Source organism: Stenotrophomonas rhizophila (assembly GCF_007667275.1).
Taxonomy (GTDB): Bacteria; Pseudomonadota; Gammaproteobacteria; order Xanthomonadales; family Xanthomonadaceae; genus Stenotrophomonas; species Stenotrophomonas maltophilia_AE.
Window position 1 is genome coordinate 1,305,083 of sequence record NZ_VDQT01000001.1, and the last position, 19,079, is coordinate 1,324,161.

Sequence of the window (19,079 nt, forward strand, 5' to 3'; positions counted from 1 at the left end):
CGCGGGAGCTGTGCATGGCCGAAGCCGTACGCCACGACAAGACGGCGCGCCAGTTGCGACTGTTGTCCGATGCGCTGGACAGCGGGCGGCTGGGACCGGTGCGCCGGCTGGTCAATACGCTGGCGCCGGCCGAGATCGGCAACCTGCTGGAATCGCTGCCGCCGGGCAAGCGTGAAGTGGTGTGGGGGCTGGTCGACCCGGAAGACGATGGCGAGGTGCTGGTCCACGTCGGCGAGGAAGTGCGCGAAAGCCTGCTGGCCGACATGGACCCGGACGAGATCATCGCCGCGGTCGAAGACCTGGATATCGACGACCTGGCCGACCTGGTCGAAGACCTGCCCGATACGGTCATCGACGAAGTGCTCAAGTCGATGGACCGCGAGAACCGCGAGCGGCTCGAACAGGTCCTGTCGTATCCCGAGGACAGCGCCGGCCGCCTGATGAACCCGGACGTGGTGACCGTGCGCGCCGACGTCAACGTCGACGTGGTGCTGCGCTACCTGCGCCTGCGCGGCGAGCTGCCGGACCACACCGACCACCTGTTCGTGGTCAGCCGCCGCCACCAGTACCTGGGCCGGCTCTCGCTGGCCTCGCTGGTGACCCACGAGGACAGCACCCCGATCAACCGCCTGATCGACGACGAACAGCCGGCCATCGACGTGGGCGAGAGCGCCGACGAAGTCGCGCGGCAGTTCTCCGACCATGACTGGGTCTCGGCGCCGGTGGTGGACGACAACAACATCCTGCTCGGCCGCATCACCATCGATGACGTGGTCGACATCATCCGTTCGCAGGCCGAGCACCAGGCGCTGGGCGCCGCCGGCCTGGACGAGGAAGAAGACCTGTTCTCGCCGATCAAGCGCGCCGTGCGTGGCCGCGTGGTCTGGCTGGGCATCAACCTGTGCACCGCGTTCCTCGCCGCCAGCGTGATCGGCCAGTTCGAACTGACCCTGCAGAAGGTGGTGGCGCTGGCGGTGCTGATGCCGATCGTGGCCGGCGTCGGCGGCAACGCAGCGGTGCAGGTGCTGACCCTGATGGTGCGCGGCATCGCGCTGGGCCAGGTCGGCCAGAGCAACGCGCGCATCCTGCTGTGGAAGGAATCGCGGGTGGCGCTGATCAACGGCACGCTGATCGGCACCGTGGTCGGCATCATCGCCTACCTGTGGTTCCACAGCTTCCTGCTGTCGCTGGTGATCACGCTCGCGCTGATCATCAACTTCTGCGCGGCGGCGCTGGCGGGCGTGCTGCTGCCGCTGCTGCTCAAGCGCATGAACGTGGACCCGGCCGTGGCCGGGACCGTGGTGGTCACTGCGGTGACCGACGTCATGGGCTTCTTCAGCTTCCTGGGCCTGGCCACCCTGATCCTGCTGCACTGACCGGGTATTCCTGCATGGCCGTGACCCTCGACAACTATTTCACCGCCGGCTGGCGCGACCAGCTGCATACCTGCCCCGCCTGCGAATGGCAGGGCACCTCGCGCCAGATGAGCATGGAGCTGCACGAGGACGAGGCCGAGTTCGACTGTCCGCAGTGCGAGAACCCGATCCTGCTGGTGGTGCACCCCAGCCTCGCCCAGGTGCAGGCCGCTGCCGCCGACGGTCACCCCGAAGCGATCGAGCAGCTCGACATCCTGGCCTCGGTACCGCGTCCGGACTGATGCACTGCAAGATGCCTGCGGCGACGTCCGCGCCTAGACTGAAAACGATTTCAGCCGAGGAATGGGAATGGCACGACAGCGCGCGGGATGGTGGATGTGGGTGGTGGCAGTGCTGGCCATGAGCGGCTGCGCCACGGCCCGTGGCCCGGACACGGGGCATTTCGTGGAGCGCAGCGTGACCGTGGACGGGCATGTGTCGCGCTACCAGGTGTTCGTGCCGCGCAATGCCGAGGCGCAGCGCGGCGCGTTGCCGGTGGTGTTGTTCCTGCACGGATCGGGCGAGCGTGGCAGTGACGGCCACCGCCAGACCACCGCCGGACTGGGCCCGCACCTGCGCGACCATGCGCGCGACTTCCCGGCGCTGGTGGTACTGCCGCAGGCGCCGGCCGACCAGGAATGGGCCGGCCTGAACAACCGCATCGCCCTGGCCGCGCTGGATGCCACCCTCGCAGAGTTCGGTGCCGATCCTGCGCGGCAGTACCTCACCGGCATGTCGATGGGCGGTTACGGCAGCTGGAACATCGCGCTGGAGCACCCCACCCGTTTCGCCGCGATCGTGCCGGTATGTGGCGCGGTGCTGGCCCCGCGCGCGGTGCGCGCCACCTTGTTCGTGGAACCGGTGGCGGGCGAAGCGGATCCGTATGCGGCCATGGCCACACGCCTGAAGGCGACCCCGATCTGGATGTTCCATGGGGCGCTGGATGACGTGGTGCTCCCCGACGACGACCGCCGCTTGAAGGCCGCGTTCGACCGCGCCGGTGCGAAGGATGTGCGCTACACCGAGTACCCGCAGGGCAACCACAACGCGTGGGATGCGACGTATGCAGACGCGGCGATGTGGGAGTGGCTGTTCGCGCAGAAGCGGTGAGGGAAGGCATCGCGGCCGACGGTCGTCGCGTTTCGGGTGTGCTGGCGCGGCGGCGCGACGACCAACGGTCGTCGCCTACCGGGGGTGGCCTGGCGCGTTCGCGCGACGACCAACGGTCGTCGCCTACCGGTAGGTATCGACCGTTGGTCGATACGGCGCGATCCGCGGATACTCCGGACCCACCGACGCCCTTGGTAGGTATCGACCGTTGGTCGATACCTGACTACGACAGTCCCCGACGGTGAAACGAGGCGGACACCGATAACGTCGTTACACCGCAGCGACAACAATCGCTGCATGAACAGCCCTCGCCTCCGCATCGGCCGTGTCTCAATGGTCCATCATGCGTATGAGCTCACCATGGTCTGCGAACATCGAAGACCATGGTTCAGCGATCCAGCGAACGCAAGCGTCGTCGCGGGACTGTTTCCACAAATGGATGAACAACGTCTCACCGAATCCCTGGCGTGGGTGGTCATGCCCGATCATGTGCATTGGCTGTTCCAGCTAGGGGAACGGCCGCTTTCCTATGTGGCACAACGATTCAAATCACGGAGCGCCCTGCTGCTGAACCGTCTGCATCATCGTCGGGGCCGGGTGTGGCAGACCGGGTATCACGACCACTGCCTGCGCTCGGACGAATCATTTCGGCGCCACGCCTTCTACGTCATGGAGAATCCCGCACGAGCCGGGCTGGCGAGCCGGATCGGTGAGTATCCGTTCGCGTGGTGCCGATGGCCGTTGGACGAAGATTCCCGGTAGGTATCGACCGTTGGTCGATGCCTGCGCATGGTCCGCGACGACCAACGGTCGTCGCCTACCGGCGTGTGGCGGTCGTTTTCCCCGCGCGACGACCAACGGTCGTCGCCTACCGGCGACGTTCTTTGACCGCGGTAGGTATCGACCGTTGGTCGATACCTCCCATCACCCCAACAACGTCTCCAACACCGCCATGCGCACGGCCACGCCGTTGGCGACCTGGCGCAGCACCCACGACTGCGGGCCGTCGGCCACTTCGTCGGTCACTTCCACGCCGCGGTTGATCGGGCCCGGGTGCAGCACGGCGGCGTCCTGGCCGGCGCGCTTCAGGCGCCTGGCATCCAGGCCGTACTGCGCGTGGTACTGCTCGATCGATGGCACCAGGCCCTCTTCCATGCGCTCGCGCTGCAGGCGCAGCATCATCAGCGCGTCGGCGCCTTCCAGCATCTGGTCGAAGTCCTGGCCGACGATGCAGCCCTTCAGGGTGTCGTCGTCCGGCAGCAGCGACTGCGGGCCGCAGACACGGATTTCGCCCACGCCCAGCGTGCGCAGCGCATGCAGGTCGGTGCGGGCCACGCGCGAGTGCTTCACGTCGCCGACGATCACCACCTTCATCTTCGAAAAATCGCCACCCTTGGCCTGGCGCAGGGTCAGCATGTCCAGCAGGCCCTGGGTCGGGTGCGCGCTGCGGCCGTCGCCAGCATTGATCAGCGCGGTGCCCTCGCCCGCCGCGGCGGCCAGTTCGGCCACGGCACCGTCATCCGGGTGACGCACCACGAAGCCACGCACGCCCATCGCCTCCAGGTTCTTCAGCGTGTCGCAGGCGGTTTCGCCCTTGCGCGTGGACGAGGTGGAGGCGTCGAAGTTGAGCACGTCCGCACCCAGCCGCTGCGCGGCCAGCTGGAACGAGCTGCGGGTGCGGGTGGAGGGTTCGAAGAACAGCGTGCACACCGCCGAACCGCCCAGCACGTGGCGCTTGTTGCCGACCCGACCGACCGCGGCGTCGCGGATCTGGCCGGCGCGGTCGAGCAGCTGCAGCAGGGTTTCGCGGGGCAGACCTTCCAGGGTCAGCAGGTGGCGCAGGCGTCCGTCGGAATCGAGTTGCGAGGCGGTCATGGGCAGGGTCTGGGGGTCAGGAAACGGGGGTGGCGTCGTCGGGCGAGGACAGCCAGCGTTCGATGATCACCGCCGCGGCCACCGCATCCAACGTGGCCGCATCGCGGCGACGCTTGCGGCCTTCGGCGCGTTCGACGGCGAAGCGGCGGGCGGCTTCGACCGAGCTGGAACGCTCGTCGACCAGCACCACCGGCAGTTTGAAACGTTCCCGCAGCTGGCGGGCGAAACCCTGCGCGCGCTTGCGGTTGGGCTGGTCCTGGCCGTCCAAGGTAAGCGGATCGCCCACCACCAGGCCGTCGGGCCGCCACTCCTTGACCAGCCTTTCCACGGCGGTCCAGTCCGGGCCGTTGCCGTGCACGTCCACCACCGCGATGGCGCGGGCGTGGGTGCCGAACGAACTGCCGATGGCCACGCCGATCCGGCGCGAGCCGACGTCGAAGCCGAGCACGGTGCCGTCGCGGCGGATGGTCGCCGGCTCAGACATTGCCGCTGTAGTCGGTCAGCCGGAACAAGTCCACGCCGATGCGCGAGGCCGCGCCCTGCCAACGCTGCTCCAACGGGGTGTCGAACAGCAGTTCGGCATCGGCGGGCACGGTGAGCCAGCTGTTGTCGGCGATCTCCGCTTCCAGCTGGCCCTCGGCCCAGCCGGCACACCCCAGCGTGACCAGCGCATGGCGCGGGCCTTCGCCGCGGGCCATGGCTTCGAGGATGTCGCGTGACGTGGTCAGGTACACGCCCTGGCCGACCTGCAGGCTCGAGTCCCAGCCGCTGGCATCGTCATGGATGACGAAGCCGCGCTCGGGATGGACCGGGCCGCCGTTGAGCACCACCTGGTCGCGCAGGACCCGGTCGTCGGTCTGGATCTCCATCTGTGCCAGCACATCGCCCAGCGTGTATTCGGACGGCTGGTTGACCAGCACGCCCATCGCACCGTTTTCGTCGTGCTGGCAGATCAGCGCCACCGTGCGCGCGAAGGTGGGATCGGTCAGCGATGGCAACGCGACCAGCAGGTGATGGGCAAGAGTGGTAGGCAACCTGGACATGGGCCCATTCTACCCGCTGCGTCCGGACACGGGCGTGAGCCTGGGCTAGGATGCGTTCACTCACGCAGGGATGCCCACGATGCACCAGTCGCCACCACTTCCCCTGGCCACCCGCGGCATGATCGTGCTGATCGCACTGCTGCAGGGCCTGCTGCTGTACGCGATACAGGACGCGTCGGACAGCTGGCCGTTCCAGGCCTTCGGCTCCCGCCTTCGCTGGTACACGTGGGTGCTCAGCATTCCCACCGCAGTCGCCCTGACCGTGGTCGACCTGCGCGATCGCAGGCTGTGGTTGCATGCAGCCCTGGCCTCCGCGCTGGTGCTGGCCCTGGCCAGCTGGATCGGCTGGAACCTGGGCGGCGTCACCGACGGCCTGCGCCAGGGGCCGCTGTTGATGCCGTTCTCGCTGTGCATGGCGATCGCCGTATTCGTGGCGCTGCCGTGGTGGCAGTTCCGCCTGCAGCACGGTTCATGGAAGGCGACCTACGCGGCGCTGTTCGAACGCGCCTGGCAGAACGGCCTGACCCTGGCGCTGGCGGTGGCGTTCACCGGACTGACCTGGCTGCTGCTGTGGCTGTGGGCGGCCCTGTTCGACCTGGTGGACATCCACTTCTTCCGCGATCTGTTCCGCGAAGAAGCGTTCATCGCGCTCGCCACGGGCATGCTGTTCGGCTTCGGCGTGCTGATCGGACGCACCCAGGACCGCGCCATCCAGGTGATCCGGCAGGTGCTGTTCGCGGTGGCCCGTGGCCTGCTGCCACTGCTGGCGTTCATCGCGGTGATCTTCGTGGTCTGCCTGCCGTTCACCGGGCTGGAACCACTGTGGCGCACGCGTTCGGCCGCCACGGTGCTGTTGATCCTGGTGATGCTGCTGGTGGTCTTCTGCAACGCGGTCTACCAGCACGAAAGCGACAGCCCCGCCTACCCGGCGTGGCTGCGCCGCCTGGTCGAAGCGAGCCTGGTGGCGTTGCCGGTCTATGCCGCGCTGGCGTTGTACGCCATGGCACTGCGCATCCACCAGTACGGCTTCACCCAGGAACGCTTCTGGGCGTTGCTGGCCGCGCTGCTGCTCAGCGGCTATGCGCTCGGCTATGCCGTGGCGGCCTTGCACCGACAGGGGCGCTGGCTGCAGCGGATCGAGCCGGTCAACCGCTGGATGTGCTGGGCGGTGCTGGGCGTGGCGGTGCTGGCCAACACGCCGGTGCTGGATCCGATCCGGATCAGCCTGGCCAGCCAGACGGCCCGCCTGCAGGCCGCGGCGCCGGAGATCCAGCGCAGCGACGCCATCAACCTGCGCTTCGACTACGGCCGGCGCGGCGTGGACGTGCTGCACACCCTGCAGGCCGACCCGCGTTTCAGCGCCGACCTGCGCGCCCGCACCCTGCTCGCCAACGTGCTGAGCGACGACCCACTGGGCCGCGCGCATGGCCAGCGCCAAGGCAGCATCAGCGAGCTCGCCATGCTGCAGCAGCAGCTGCTCCTGGCCAAGGGCAGCATCGCCCCCGACCCCGACTGGTGGCAGGCCGTGCTGGCCGGGACCGTCGACAACGCCAGATGCCTGAAACTGGACGTACGCTGCATCGCGCTGCGCCGTGACCTGGATGGGGACGGCCTGGACGAAATGCTGCTCTGCCGTGAGCCCGAGTGGGGCGGCGCGCTCTGCCAGCTGCATGTGCGGGACGGGGGGGCATGGCGCGACGCTGGCTCGCTGGAGCTTCCGCTGTCCGCCGAGGCGCGCGACAACCCGGCGCAGGACCCGCTGTTGCAGGGTGAACTGCAGGTGCACCACCCGCGCTGGCCGCAGCTGTCGGTGGGTGGGGGCCGTAGAATCGCGATTGACGAGCTCCCTGCGGAAGACGAACAGCCATGAGCGGATACTGCCAGATCGCCCCGGGACATCCGGTCCACGGGCATTACCACGACCACGAATATGGCTTCCCGCAGCGCGACGAACGCGAGCTGTTCGAGCGCCTGCTGCTGGAAATCAACCAGGCCGGGCTGAGCTGGGAGACCATCCTGAAGAAGCGCGAAGGCTTCCGCGCGGCCTACGACCAGTTCGACGTGGACACCGTGGCCGGCTACGGCGAGCGCGAGGTGGAGCGCCTGCTCAACGATCCCGGGATCATCCGCAACCGGCTCAAGGTGCACGCGGCGATCCACAACGCGCAGGTGATCCAGCAGCTGCGGGCCAGCCACGGCAGTTTCGCGGCCTGGCTCGACGCACACCATCCGCGCGACAAGGCCGAGTGGGTGAAGCTGTTCAAGAAGACCTTCCGCTTCACCGGCGGCGAGATCACCGGCGAGTTCCTGATGAGCCTGGGCTACCTGCCGGGGGCGCACGCGAAGGACTGCCCGGTGTACAGGCGGTTGGCGAAGATTCCACCGCCGTGGGCCGCTGCATCGCGATGAGCCCGGCATCGCCTGGGCCGGCCAACGGCCGGCGCTACCGGGGTGCGGCGCCCCGGGTCGATTGAGTCGGCGCCGCCCCCGTCAAACGCCCATGTAGCGGCCGGGCCGATGGTTGAACATCAGCACCAGGCTGAGCACCACCGCGCCGATCGCCGAGTACATCACCTTGTCCGGCGACAGCACGAAGAACGCCACGCCCATCAGCAGGGTGTCGAATGACATCTGCACCTTGCCGGCGCTCCAGCCGCGCGTGCGCTGCAGGTACACCGCCAGGATGCCGATGCCGCCCAGGCTGGCGCGGTGGCGGATGTAGAACAGGATGCCCAGCCCGGCCAGCGCGCCACCGACCAGCGCCGAATACAGCGAGCTCATGTGGGCGAAATCGGCCCAGCGCGGCAGCAGGTCGGTCAGCACTCCGCAGGCGGTGACCGCGGCGAAGGTCTTCAGGGTGAATTCCCAGCCCATGCGCCGCACCGCCACCCAGTAGAACGGCAGGTTGACCAGCACGAACACCAGGCCGAAGTTCCAGTCGAAGGCGTAGTGGGCCAGGAACGCCAGCCCGGCCATGCCGCCGATCATCAGCCCGCCCTTGGCGAAGATCGCCAGCCCCAGCGAGGCCACCAGCGTGGCCAGGATCATGCCCTGCACGTCTTCGGCCACCGAATGGCGCAGCGCTTTTTCATCGGCCACGGTGCCGGCGCTGTCCGGCGGCGGCGTCAGCGGGCCTGCGGTGACCAGATGGCCGTCGGCGTCGTCGCACGGCGCGGGGCCATGGGATTCAAGGGACATGGGGGTGGGGCCAGACACGTGGGGAGCGGTATTAGACACGATCGGCGTGACAGTTGCAGGTGAAATCGATTCATCCCGCCCGCCGCCCCGGTAGCGCACGACCGTTGGTCGTGCGCGCCAGCCCTACCGCGCCTTCAGATGATGGGCCACCAGCGCATTGGCATGCCCATGGCCCAGGCCATGCTGCTCCTTCAGGAACCCCACCAGCGCCATGTGCTTCAGCCCCCCCTGGGTAGCCAGCAGGGCGAGCCAATGGCCAACGGGCTGGCCATAGGTCTTCTCAATGGAGGGGAAATACGACGCAGGGCCTTTGACCGGGGCGGTGTCGCTCATGACCGTTTCCTCGCAGATGGGTTCATCCATTACGACGTCCCGACAGCTTTGGAATCGACATGCGGGCCCACCGCCCCGGCGCAGTGACTCCCTGCTACCTGCCGCCGTTGGTCAGGAACATCGCAACGAACAGCAGCAGCAGGAACAGGCCCCCGACGACGGCCACCAGGATATGCAGGGCGCCGAAGCGGTCCATGCGTTCGGTGTCCACCCGTTCGTCCTGGTGGTAGCGCCGCAGCAGGCTGTTGACCGGCAGCAGCGGAACGAAGACGAACAGGGCCAGCAGCCATCCGGCGTTGGGCAGGCGCGCGGCCAGGTTGAGCAGGAAGTAGGTCACTGCCAGCAGCCCCGGCGCGAAGGCGAGATCGCGCCTGCGGTTGCTGGCGGCGTCACGCAGCTCGCGGAAACACAGGTACGCCCAGAGCGGCGAGAACAGCGCGCGGGCCCACGGCCACTGGGTTCCCCCGGTTTCGCGCTGGATCGCCTGCCAGTTGCGCCAGAACCAATACACCACGTACAGCCCCAGCGTGGTCAGCGACAACACCACCAGCTTCATCGACGACGGCGAGTAGTATGCCGCCGCCTCGCTGATCGGCTGGGCGCGGACGCCGGTTTCGGGCAAGGTGCGCGGCAGTGCGGGTGGCACCGGGAACGTGGCCGGTGCGCGGTACGGATCATGCAATTCCATGTGCATTCTCATCATTGGCAGTGTCACCGGCATGGTGCCGGCCCCTTGAAACACCACGTGCAACAAAGGCGCGCCGGCATTGCACCGTACGCGCCCTTTTTTCCGCATCCGCGGGTTCAGCGGACTTCGGAAATCTCCACCCCGTCCAGTCCCTGCGACAGCGTACGTGCGTCGCCACCCTGCGAGAGCTTGATGCGCAGGCGCACCTCGTTCTGCGAATCGGCATACCGCAGCGCGTCTTCGTAGCTGATCTCGCCGGCCTGGTACAGCTCGAACAGGCTCTGGTCGAAGGTGCGCATACCCAGCTGCACCGACTCCTTCATCACTTCCTTGAGCTTGTGGATCTCGCCGTCGCGGATGTAATCCTGCACCAGCGGCGTGCCCAGCATGATTTCCATCGCCACCTTGCGCGACTTGCCGTCCGGCGAAGGAATCAGCTGCTGCGCGACCACGCCCTTGAGGTTCAGCGACAGGTCCATCAGCAGCTGGTTGCGGCGGTCTTCCGGGAAGAAGTTGATGATGCGGTCCATCGCCTGGTTGGCGTTGTTGGCATGCAGGGTGCACAGCACCAGGTGGCCGGTTTCGGCGAATGCGATGGCGTGGTCCATGCCCTCGCGGGTACGCACCTCGCCGATCATGATCACGTCCGGGGCCTGGCGCAGGGTGTTCTTCAGCGCCGCTTCCCAGCTGTCGGTGTCGATGCCGACTTCGCGCTGGGTGATGATGCAGCCTTCGTGCTTGTGCACGAATTCGATCGGGTCTTCGATGGTGATGATGTGCCCGGTAGAGTTCAGATTACGGTAGCCGATCATCGCCGCCAGCGAGGTCGACTTGCCGGTACCGGTGGCACCCACGAACAGGATGATGCCGCGCTTGGTCATCGCCAGCGTCTTGATGATCGGCGGCAGGCTCAGCTCTTCCACGGTGGGAATGCGCGTCTCGATCCGGCGCAGCACCATGCCGACCTGGTTGCGCTGGTAGAAGCAGCTCACGCGGAAGCGGCCGACACCGGAAAGGCCGATGGCGAAGTTGCACTCGTGGGTCTTTTCGAATTCTTCGCGCTGCGCCGGCGTCATCACGTTCAACACCAGGTCGCGGCTCTGCTGTGGCGTGAGCGGGGTCTGGGTGATCGGCGAGATCTTGCCGTTGACCTTGATCGCCGGCGGCATGCCCGCGGTGATGAACAGGTCCGACGCCTTCTGGTGCGCCATCAGCTTGAGGAACGAGGTGAAGTCGATGGTGGTGCTGGTGGTGTTCATTGCGGTGGACTCCGGATGCCTTGCCGAGGGCCGGCCAACGTTATGCCCGGCATCCTGCCGGGCACCCTACGGGCCGTCGCTTCGCGACGTTGAGAACGGCTCCTGCCGTTCTCTTCGGCGCTGTTTTTACTCGAAGATGCGCTTGTCCTTGGCGTATTCCTTGGCCTGGTTGCGCGTGATCAGGCTGCGCTTGACCAGGTCCTGCAGGTGCTGGTCGAGCGTCATCATGCCCATCTGCTGGCCAGTCTGGATCGCCGAGTACATCTGCGCCACCTTGTCCTCGCGGATCAGGTTGCGGATGGCCGGGGTGCCCACCATGATTTCCCACGCTGCGGTACGGCCACCGCCGACCTTCTTCAGCAGGGCCTGCGAAATGACCGCACGCAGCGACTCGGACAACATCGAGCGCACCATCGGCTTTTCGCCGGCGGGGAACACGTCGATGATGCGGTCGATGGTCTTGGCCGCCGAACTGGTATGCAGGGTGCCGAACACCAGGTGGCCGGTTTCGGCGGCGGTCAGCGCCAGGCGGATGGTTTCCAGGTCGCGGAGTTCGCCGACCAGGATGATGTCCGGGTCTTCACGCAGTGCCGAACGCAGCGCTTCGTTGAAGCCGTGCGTGTCGCGGTGCACTTCGCGCTGGTTGATCAGGCACTTCTGCGAGGTGTGCACGAATTCGATCGGATCCTCGACGGTGAGGATGTGGCCGTATTCGTTCTTGTTGATGTGGTCGATCATCGCCGCCAGCGTGGTCGACTTGCCCGAACCGGTCGGGCCGGTGACCAGGATCAGGCCCTGCGGCTGGTCGATCAGCTCACGGAAGATCGGCGGCACGGCCAGGTCTTCCAGGGTGAGCACTTCGGACGGAATGGTACGGAACACCGCACCGGCGCCACGGTTCTGGTTGAACGCGTTGACGCGGAAGCGCGCCAGGCTGGGAATCTCGAACGAGAAGTCGACTTCGAGGAATTCCTCGTAATCGCGGCGCTGCTTGTCCGACATGATGTCGTAAACGAGCGCATGGACCTGCTTGTGGTCCAGGGCCGGAATATTGATGCGACGGACATCGCCGTCCACGCGGATCATCGGCGGCAGGCCTGCCGACAGATGAAGGTCCGACGCTTTGTTCTTCACGGAAAACGCCAACAGTTCGGCGATATCCATACGCTGCTACTCCCCATAGACTGCTGCGACTGGAAGGATCTTTCCCCGGTCGGCAGTATAGCCTCCCTGATCCACCTGAAAATCTTCTTTTCGGAGCGGCCTCTTTCCAGAGCTGTTCCTTGCCTAAGCGGCCCGTTGTCCGCCTGCCCCGTGAGTGCCCTGCCCGTGACCGCCCTGCCCCTGCCCACCCTGCTGCTGAACCTGCACAACGCGGCCACGGCCGCCGGGCGGCCAACGCCGCGCCTGCTGGCGGTCTCCAAGACCCAGCCGGCCGAAGCTGTCGCCCAGCTGGCGGCGGAGGGCCAGCAGGCGTTCGGCGAGAACTACGTGCAGGAAGCCGTGGCGAAGATCGATGCGCTGGCCGCACTCGGGCTGGAGTGGCACCTGATCGGGCACCTGCAGTCGAACAAGGCCGACCTGGCCGCGCAACGCTTCGACTGGGTGCAGAGCGTGGACCGGGCCAAACTGGTGAAGGCCCTGGCCGCACACCGCCCCGCCGCGCTGCCGCCGTTGAACGTGCTGGTACAGGTCAATATCGACGACGAAGACAGCAAACACGGCTGCAGCCCCGACGCCGTTCCGGCGCTGGCGGCCGCCATCGCTGCCGAGCCGCGCTTGTGCCTGCGCGGGCTGATGGCCATCCCCGCCCCCTGGCCCGACGCCGCTCGCCGCGCGCAGGCCTTCGAACGCATGCACGCGCTGTTTAGCGACCTCGCGGCCGGGCACCCGCAGGTCGACACCCTGTCGATGGGCATGAGCGGGGACTACCCCGAGGCCATTGCCCACGGCGCGACCATGGTCCGCGTCGGCACCGCCCTGTTCGGCGCACGCCACCGACCCGATCCACAGTAGAGCGGGGCTCTCCCCGCTGCCCCACCTGACCGAGGACCCCACATGACCCCCACTTCGATCACCTTCATCGGCGGCGGCAACATGGCCCGCAGCCTGATCGCCGGCCTCGTCCGCCAGGGCACTGCGCCGGGCCACATCCATGTAGCCGAACCGGTTGTCGAACTGCGCAGCCAGCTCACCGCCGAGTTCGGCGTCAAAACGTATGCCAGCGCCACCGAAGCTGCCGCGCAGGGCACGGTCTGGGTGCTTGCGGTGAAGCCACAGGTACTGCGCGATGTCTGCGCCGGGGTGGCCGATATCGCCCAGGGGAAGGCGCCGCTGGTGGTCTCCATCGCCGCCGGCATCACCAGCGCGCAGCTGCAGCGTTGGCTGGGCGGCGGCGGCGCGGTGGTGCGCGCCATGCCCAACACCCCGGCCCTGCTGGGCGCCGGCGTCACCGGGCTGTTTGCCACCGCTGGCGTGAGCGCGGAGCAGCGCCGCCAGGCCGATGAGGTGCTTGCCAGCGCCGGGCGTACCGTGTGGATCGATGACGAAGCGCGGATGGACGCGGTCACCGCCGTTTCCGGCAGCGGGCCGGCCTACGTGTTCCTGCTGGCCGAAGCCATGGAGGCTGCCGCCATCGCACAAGGCCTGCCGGCCGACGCCGCGCGCACCCTGGTGGTACAGACCCTGCTCGGCGCCAGCCGCATGCTGGACGAATCCGGGGAGGCGCCAGCCGAGCTGCGTCGCCGCGTCACCTCGCCCAACGGCACCACGCAGGCGGCCATCGAGAGTTTCCAGGGCGAGGATTTCGAGGCGATCGTGGCGCGCGCGATCGACGCGGCGACGCGACGGGGGCAGGCGTTGTCGGCGGCCAACGACTGATCGGGTTCACCCCCAGCGCTGCGCACCGTCGCCCTGCTCTGCCAATGCATCGCCCGGGTTGGCCAGGCGGCAGCGCTTCAATGACAGGCAGCCGCAGCCGATGCAGTCGGTGAGCTGGTCGCGCAGCATCAGCAGTTCCTCGACGCGCTGATCCAGTTCGGCGCGCCAGCGCGCCGACATCTTCGCCCACTCCGCGCGGGTCGGGGTCTTGTTCTCCGGCAGCGCGGCGAACGCATGCGCCACCGCCTCCAGCGGCATGCCGACCCGCTGGGCCACGCGGATCACCGCCAGCCGGCGCAGCACGTCGCGGCCGAAACGGCGCTGGTTGCCGGCCGTGCGCAGGCTGCGGATCAACCCCTTGCGCTCGTAGAAGTGGAGCGCCGATACCGCCACGCCGCTGCGTCGTGCCACCTCGCCTACACTCAACTCCTGCGCGATCACTGCTTGACCTCAACCTTGGTTCAGGTGTCATCGTGCGGCACCCCGTTGCGCACCGCAAGCGCCCCGCTTCCCCGTTGCCTGGATCCCGCATGTCTTCCGATGTCGCTTCACTGCCTGCCGCCGATGCGCCTGCCTCGATCCTCTCGCCACGCTACCGCGCCACCACCATCGGCATGGTCGCGCTGGTATCGCTGCATGCGTTCGAAGCGCTGGCCGTGGCGGCGGCGATGCCGACCGTCGCCCACGACCTGGACGGACTGCGACTGTACGCGCTGGCCTTCGGCGGCACCCTGGCCACCAGCGTGATCGGCATGACCCTGGCCGGGCGCTGGAGCGACCGCGCGGGCCCGGCACGGCCGTTGTGGCTGGGCCTGGCCTGCTTCATCGCCGGGCTGCTGGTGGCCGGGCTGGCGCAGCACATGGCGGTGCTGGTGCTGGGCCGCCTGCTGCAGGGACTGGGCGCCGGCGCGATCTCGGTGGCGCTGTACGTGCTGGTCGGCCGCACTTTCCCCGAGTCGCTGCGGCCACGCGTGTTCGCCGCGTTCTCGGCCGGCTGGGTGGTGCCATCGCTGGTCGGCCCGGCGATCAGCGGCCTGATCGTGCAGCACCTGGGCTGGCGCTGGGTGTTCCTGGGCGTGCCGCTGCTTGCTATCCCGGCCGCGCTGCTGTTGCGGCCGGCACTGCGCGCGGTGCCGCCGACGAGCGCCGGCGCAGGTGCCGGCCGCCGCGTGGTGCGCTGGGCGATCGGCGCATCCCTCGGCGCGCTGCTGCTGTACGTGGGTGGCCAGCAGGTCGGGTGGCCGGCGCTGGCGGTGCTGCTGCCGGCCATTGCGCTGCTGGCGCTGTGCAGCTGGAAGCTGTTGCCGGCGGGTACGCTGCGGCTGCGCCGCGGCCTGCCCAGCGTGATCGCGCTGCGCGGCATCGCGGCGTCGGCCTTCTTCGGTTGCGAAGCGTTCCTGCCGCTGCTGCTGCAACGCGAGCGCGGGCTGAGCCCGCTGCTGGCGGGGGTGGCATTGAGCCTGGGCGCACTCGGCTGGTTCAGCGGCTCGTGGTTCCAGGGCCATGGCTGGCAGGGCCTGGCGCGTCGCCAACTGCTGATCGCCGGCGCGCTGCTGATGTGCGCGGGCATCATCGGCACCGCGCTGGCGATCCAGCCGGGCGTGCCGCTGTGGCTGGCGCTGGCCGGATGGACATTGACCGGGCTGGGCATGGGCCTGATCTATCCCAGCCTGTCGGTGCTGACCCTGTCGTTGTCGCCGCAGGCCGAACAAGGCGCGAACACCTCGGCACTGCAGCTGAGCGAAGCGCTGGGCGTGGCCACTACGCTGGCGGTGTCCGGGTCGCTGTTCGCGTGGATGCTGTCGGTGGACGTGACCCTGGGCTACCTGCAGACGTTCGCGATCATGCTGCTGCTGGCCGCCGCCAGCGTGGTGGTGGCACGGCGGGCGTAGAGCCACGCCTTGCGTGGCTACCTTTCGCCATGGTCCACGCAGCCACGCAGGGCGTGGCTCTACGGCTGGGGATCCACCTGTTCGAGGTCTTCGCGCAGGATGCGGCGGATTTCCAGGACCGCCTGCGGGGTTTCCTGCACGCTGTGGCCGGAGATGATGACTTTCTCCGACACCGCGCCCGGCAGGTGCGCGCTCCAGTATGGCACCAAGCCATCGTCGGACTGCTCCAGCGGCACGCTGGCTTTGCGCTGCGCGATGATCGAGTGGTACTTCAGGCCCGGCATGATCGGCAACGCGGCGGATGCCTTCACGAACGGGTCGCTGGCCTTGAGGTTGTCGATGCTGTTGGGGATCTGCAGCCGGGTCGCCTGCGCCGACTGCACTTCGGCCTGCTGCAGGGTCTGGAACACGTCCTCGAACTTGCCCAGCAGGGTGATCGGCAGGCGCACCAGGCGGCCGATGAAGCGCCCTACCCGGTTGCCGGCGATATCGGTGCCCTTGTGTGGCGCGGCGATGAAGATCGCGCGCTCCACGTTGGGTTCCGCATCGAAATGCAGCAACGGCCCCAGCTTGGCCTGCACGCGCTTGAGCCGTTCGCCCTTCAGGTCGTAGTTGGCCAGCAACTGGTCCCAGAGGATTTCGCCGGAATCAGTGACCAGCAGCCGCGCCAGCACGCCGCCCATGCTGTGGCCGATGAACACCATGTCCCTGGATGCCGGCGCGGTGCCCTTCGGATCGAAATGACGCAGCGTGTTGTCGAACGCCTGGTCGATCTCGTAACGGTTGAGCGCGATCGGCGCGTTGGTCGGGTAATACACCTGCCACACCTGGAAATGCCGGCGCAGTTCCGGATCGCCCAGGATCTCGTTGGCCACATTGACCCAGGCCTCCGGGCTGCTGCCGAGGCCGTGCAGCATGAAGATGATGCGGCGGTTCGGGTCCCACGGCTGCATCAGGTACATGTGCGGTCCGGCAATGCCCTCGCTCAGCCCGAACAGCGTGCGCAGCGACTGCGTGGCGAACCCGGACTGCGCCAGCCACATGCCGTACGCCGCGGTGAAGTTGCCCGCCAGTGGAACTTTCTCGCCATGCAGGTCCACGCTTTCGGTGGATTCGGGCGAATACACGTCGAACAGCACCTGGGTGGTGTCCAGCACCTGCTGCAGGGTGTCGCCCTTGAAGCGCAACAACGCGGTGGCGTTGATCGAGGACATTTCGCTGTACTGAGGAATCTCGACCTTCTCGCCGTCCACCGGCGCGACCAGTTTGGGCGGGTCCATCACCACCACCAGCTCGGCACCGAAACCATCGCGCCGGTAGGTGCTGCGCAGCCCGGCAAAGCTCACCGACGAGGCCGACACCATGGTGGTGGGGATGCTGGTCAGGCGCAGCGCGTCGAAGTCGGAGGTCAGCGTCCAGCGCTCGCCGGCCACCGCGGCATTGTAATCCTCGCCTTCCAGCGCGCTTTCGCGGCTGCGCTTGAACACCACCGTGGCGGTCTGCTCGGCGGCGTAGTTGTAGTAATCGCGCACCTGGGTCTGGCGGTCTTCGAACGCCCGGTCCGAAGGCGTGCGCCCGCTGAAGAACAGGTAGGCGTAGGCGTACCGGGCTGCCTCGAGCCACGCATCCAGCGCTGCGTCGGACATCGGGGTCTTTTCACGATCCTTCGGTTTGGGGGTCAGCGCCAGCGCATTCTTCACCCACAACTCGGACAGCGCCGACAGCCGCTGCTCCTCCGGCAGGTCCGAGGTTTCCTTCAAGGTCTTTTCGCAGATCGCGATGTCCTTTTCGCACAACGCCACGTCCAGCCCGATCACGCTGAGCGTTTCCTGCGAGGCCATGCTGAAGCGACCCGAGGTGAGCACGTCGCCGCGCTTGTTGGCCAGGTAATCGGTTGGCGAGACCTGCTTCATGGTGACCATCGCACAGCCGCTCGAAAGCAGCAGCGCGACCACCACGGCCAGCATCGGCAGCTGCCGGAGCACTGCCCGGCTCATGGCTGCGACCCTGCGTCGATGCCGGGCACGCCCTGGCGGATCCGCTGCGAGAAGCGGGGGTCGTCGCCCGCCGTCCGCGCGCGGTCGGTGATCCGACCGCGCGCCTTCAGCGTGGCGAAGTCCACGCCCGGGGCGAGCACGCCCAGGTCGCGCGCATATTCGGCGAAGTAGCCCGACGCAAGCAGCCGGTAATCCAGCGGCAGCCCCGGCGCGATCTGCCTGGCCAGTTCGTACACGATGGTGGTGCAGTTGCTGGTCAGCGTGTTGTAGAACGCGGGTGCGGCGTCCAGCCTGCGCGCTTCACCCAGGTAGGACACGAACAGTCCCTTGAGCTGTTCGGGGCTCATGCCGGCAAGGCGATAGAGGTAGACGTCCTCGCCACGCACGTTGCTGCGCACGCGCACGATGTCGGTTTCCTCGGCGGCCACCAGGGTCATTTCGAACTTGCGGAAGAATCCACCCAGTGCCGAGAACGATTCGCCGCGCTCCTTGCGGATCTCCAGCGAGAACACCAGCTGGCGGCCGTCGGCAAAGCCGAACGAGACCAGCGTGTGCGCGATCAGCGGGCCCATCCAGTAGGACAGCACCAGGTCGGCCGAGCGCAGCTGGTCCAGGTCGTATTCGCGGCGCTCCCAGCGCACGTCATGGTCGTCCTCGCTGCGCCAGGTGAAGTCGCGCACGTTGTCCAGCACCACCCGCGAGCCGTCGAACTCCACCACTTTCAGGCGCTGGGCAACGTCATCGGCCCACACGCGGTCCTGGCGTGGCGTGAGCAGCAGCCACCAGACGCCGCACAGCACGAGTGCGGCCACGAATACGGGTCCGGGCCAGCGGCCGCTACGGGCGCGCCCGACCGCGATCGCCGTGGTCAGCGAAAAACCGCCCCATGCCAGTAGCGCTACCCCCTTCAACCAGCCCGGGCCGGGCAGCTGGTAGGCCAGCAGGCCGGTCACCCACACTGCCGCGGCGAGCATCAGCGTCGCCAGCGCCCATCGTCCTGCTGTCTTCACACATCGATCCGTCGCTTGGTCGGGGCGCTAGTTAGCCACAAACGGATGTGTGGATCCTGTTTGCCTGTTCAGGAACGGATCCCGGGGGGCGCCGAGGCCTCAGCGGCGGGCTGCGCCGACCTTCTGCCAGGGGGCCATGCCCTTGCGCGTGCGCGGCAGGGTGCGGCGGATCGGCAGCCGACGCGGCATGGGGATCCCCACGCCCGGCGCGGCGCTGTCATCCCGGCGAAGATCTTCCGAACGCTCCCCGACGAGCAGCGCCGCCATTTCTTCCAGCCCATTGCGCATCGCCCGGGCGGCAGTCTGCAGGGTATTCATGGGTCGTCTCCAGCGGCGGGTGGGGACGGTCTACGTTAGGGACCAAAGCGCGCAGGGATCG

The 19,079-nt window shown here is 67.7% G+C and carries 21 protein-coding genes; 9 read left to right on the forward strand and 12 right to left on the reverse strand.

What is annotated here, in order from left to right; translation table 11 throughout:
- Positions 1 to 14: 14 nt before the first annotated feature.
- From mgtE to FSZ13_RS05665, 4 genes are all read left to right on the forward strand, one after another.
- Positions 15 to 1,376 (forward strand): magnesium transporter, encoded by a 1,362-nt coding sequence (gene mgtE / locus FSZ13_RS05650; protein WP_145478397.1) that lies wholly within the window; start codon positions 15 to 17, stop codon positions 1,374 to 1,376.
- Positions 1,377 to 1,390: 14 nt separating this feature from the next.
- A complete protein-coding gene (locus FSZ13_RS05655; protein ID WP_145478398.1) occupies positions 1,391 to 1,657 on the forward strand; it encodes a hypothetical protein in 267 nt (88 codons plus the stop codon).
- Between the two features lie 67 nt (positions 1,658 to 1,724).
- Positions 1,725 to 2,525 (forward strand): prolyl oligopeptidase family serine peptidase, encoded by an 801-nt coding sequence (locus FSZ13_RS05660; protein ID WP_145478399.1) that lies wholly within the window; start codon positions 1,725 to 1,727, stop codon positions 2,523 to 2,525.
- Between the two features lie 297 nt (positions 2,526 to 2,822).
- Positions 2,823 to 3,287 carry an REP-associated tyrosine transposase gene (locus tag FSZ13_RS05665; protein WP_145478400.1) on the forward strand — a complete coding sequence of 155 codons (465 nt, stop codon included), beginning with the start codon at positions 2,823 to 2,825 and terminating at the stop codon, positions 3,285 to 3,287.
- Between the two features lie 162 nt (positions 3,288 to 3,449).
- Here the strand turns inward: FSZ13_RS05665 and FSZ13_RS05670 are convergent, their stop codons facing one another.
- The 3 genes from FSZ13_RS05670 to FSZ13_RS05680 are packed head-to-tail and all read right to left on the reverse strand — an operon-like array spanning position 3,450 to position 5,443.
- Positions 3,450 to 4,400 (reverse strand): aspartate carbamoyltransferase catalytic subunit, encoded by a 951-nt coding sequence (locus FSZ13_RS05670; RefSeq protein WP_145478401.1) that lies wholly within the window; start codon positions 4,398 to 4,400, stop codon positions 3,450 to 3,452.
- 16 nt (positions 4,401 to 4,416) lie between these two features.
- Complete coding sequence (ruvX, locus tag FSZ13_RS05675) at positions 4,417 to 4,884, reverse strand: Holliday junction resolvase RuvX (protein ID WP_145478402.1); 468 nt, start codon at positions 4,882 to 4,884, stop codon at positions 4,417 to 4,419.
- Positions 4,877 to 5,443 (reverse strand): YqgE/AlgH family protein, encoded by a 567-nt coding sequence (locus FSZ13_RS05680; protein WP_145478403.1) that lies wholly within the window; start codon positions 5,441 to 5,443, stop codon positions 4,877 to 4,879. Before FSZ13_RS05680 ends, ruvX begins: the two co-directional genes overlap by 8 nt.
- 79 nt (positions 5,444 to 5,522) lie before the next feature.
- Between FSZ13_RS05680 and FSZ13_RS05685 the strand changes: the two genes are divergently transcribed.
- Both FSZ13_RS05685 and FSZ13_RS05690 read left to right on the forward strand, forming a co-directional pair.
- Positions 5,523 to 7,313, forward strand: coding sequence for a DUF4153 domain-containing protein (locus FSZ13_RS05685; protein ID WP_145478404.1), 1,791 nt, complete (start codon positions 5,523 to 5,525; stop codon positions 7,311 to 7,313).
- Positions 7,310 to 7,852, forward strand: coding sequence for a DNA-3-methyladenine glycosylase I (locus FSZ13_RS05690; protein WP_145478405.1), 543 nt, complete (start codon positions 7,310 to 7,312; stop codon positions 7,850 to 7,852). Before FSZ13_RS05685 ends, FSZ13_RS05690 begins: the two co-directional genes overlap by 4 nt.
- A gap of 81 nt (positions 7,853 to 7,933) precedes the next feature.
- Here FSZ13_RS05690 and FSZ13_RS05695 read toward each other — a convergent pair whose 3' ends face one another.
- The 5 genes from FSZ13_RS05695 to FSZ13_RS05715 all read right to left on the reverse strand — a co-directional run bounded on the left by FSZ13_RS05695 (position 7,934) and on the right by FSZ13_RS05715 (position 12,085).
- Complete coding sequence (locus FSZ13_RS05695) at positions 7,934 to 8,641, reverse strand: YitT family protein (protein WP_186308840.1); 708 nt, start codon at positions 8,639 to 8,641, stop codon at positions 7,934 to 7,936.
- Between the two features lie 123 nt (positions 8,642 to 8,764).
- On the reverse strand, positions 8,765 to 8,974 hold the full coding sequence (locus FSZ13_RS05700) for a DUF4287 domain-containing protein (RefSeq protein WP_145478406.1): 210 nt from the start codon (positions 8,972 to 8,974) through the stop codon (positions 8,765 to 8,767).
- A 94-nt stretch (positions 8,975 to 9,068) separates the two neighbouring features.
- Positions 9,069 to 9,662, reverse strand: coding sequence for a hypothetical protein (locus FSZ13_RS05705; protein WP_145478407.1), 594 nt, complete (start codon positions 9,660 to 9,662; stop codon positions 9,069 to 9,071).
- A gap of 116 nt (positions 9,663 to 9,778) precedes the next feature.
- On the reverse strand, positions 9,779 to 10,921 hold the full coding sequence (locus FSZ13_RS05710; protein WP_070206700.1) for a PilT/PilU family type 4a pilus ATPase: 1,143 nt from the start codon (positions 10,919 to 10,921) through the stop codon (positions 9,779 to 9,781).
- 126 nt (positions 10,922 to 11,047) lie between these two features.
- Positions 11,048 to 12,085 carry a type IV pilus twitching motility protein PilT gene (locus FSZ13_RS05715; protein ID WP_070208322.1) on the reverse strand — a complete coding sequence of 346 codons (1,038 nt, stop codon included), beginning with the start codon at positions 12,083 to 12,085 and terminating at the stop codon, positions 11,048 to 11,050.
- A gap of 165 nt (positions 12,086 to 12,250) precedes the next feature.
- Between FSZ13_RS05715 and FSZ13_RS05720 the strand changes: the two genes are divergently transcribed.
- Both FSZ13_RS05720 and proC read left to right on the forward strand, forming a co-directional pair.
- On the forward strand, positions 12,251 to 12,937 hold the full coding sequence (locus tag FSZ13_RS05720; protein ID WP_428999968.1) for a YggS family pyridoxal phosphate-dependent enzyme: 687 nt from the start codon (positions 12,251 to 12,253) through the stop codon (positions 12,935 to 12,937).
- Positions 12,938 to 12,979: 42 nt separating this feature from the next.
- Positions 12,980 to 13,801, forward strand: a complete 822-nt coding sequence (proC, locus tag FSZ13_RS05725; protein WP_145478408.1) for a pyrroline-5-carboxylate reductase — start codon at positions 12,980 to 12,982, stop codon at positions 13,799 to 13,801.
- Between the two features lie 6 nt (positions 13,802 to 13,807).
- Here proC and soxR read toward each other — a convergent pair whose 3' ends face one another.
- Positions 13,808 to 14,242 (reverse strand): redox-sensitive transcriptional activator SoxR, encoded by a 435-nt coding sequence (gene soxR, locus FSZ13_RS05730; protein WP_186308841.1) that lies wholly within the window; start codon positions 14,240 to 14,242, stop codon positions 13,808 to 13,810.
- A gap of 89 nt (positions 14,243 to 14,331) precedes the next feature.
- Here soxR and FSZ13_RS05735 point away from each other — a divergent pair, with 89 nt between their 5' ends.
- A complete protein-coding gene (locus tag FSZ13_RS05735; RefSeq protein ID WP_145478409.1) occupies positions 14,332 to 15,693 on the forward strand; it encodes an MFS transporter in 1,362 nt (453 codons plus the stop codon).
- Between the two features lie 59 nt (positions 15,694 to 15,752).
- Here the strand turns inward: FSZ13_RS05735 and FSZ13_RS05740 are convergent, their stop codons facing one another.
- The 3 genes from FSZ13_RS05740 to FSZ13_RS05750 form a co-directional block, all read right to left on the reverse strand.
- Complete coding sequence (locus FSZ13_RS05740) at positions 15,753 to 17,690, reverse strand: esterase/lipase family protein (RefSeq protein ID WP_145478410.1); 1,938 nt, start codon at positions 17,688 to 17,690, stop codon at positions 15,753 to 15,755.
- Positions 17,687 to 18,664 carry a DUF4105 domain-containing protein gene (locus tag FSZ13_RS05745; RefSeq protein ID WP_145478568.1) on the reverse strand — a complete coding sequence of 326 codons (978 nt, stop codon included), beginning with the start codon at positions 18,662 to 18,664 and terminating at the stop codon, positions 17,687 to 17,689. The genes FSZ13_RS05740 and FSZ13_RS05745 overlap by 4 nt, the downstream gene beginning before the upstream one ends.
- A gap of 135 nt (positions 18,665 to 18,799) precedes the next feature.
- Positions 18,800 to 19,018 (reverse strand): hypothetical protein, encoded by a 219-nt coding sequence (locus FSZ13_RS05750; RefSeq protein ID WP_260844090.1) that lies wholly within the window; start codon positions 19,016 to 19,018, stop codon positions 18,800 to 18,802.
- Positions 19,019 to 19,079 lie beyond the last annotated feature (61 nt).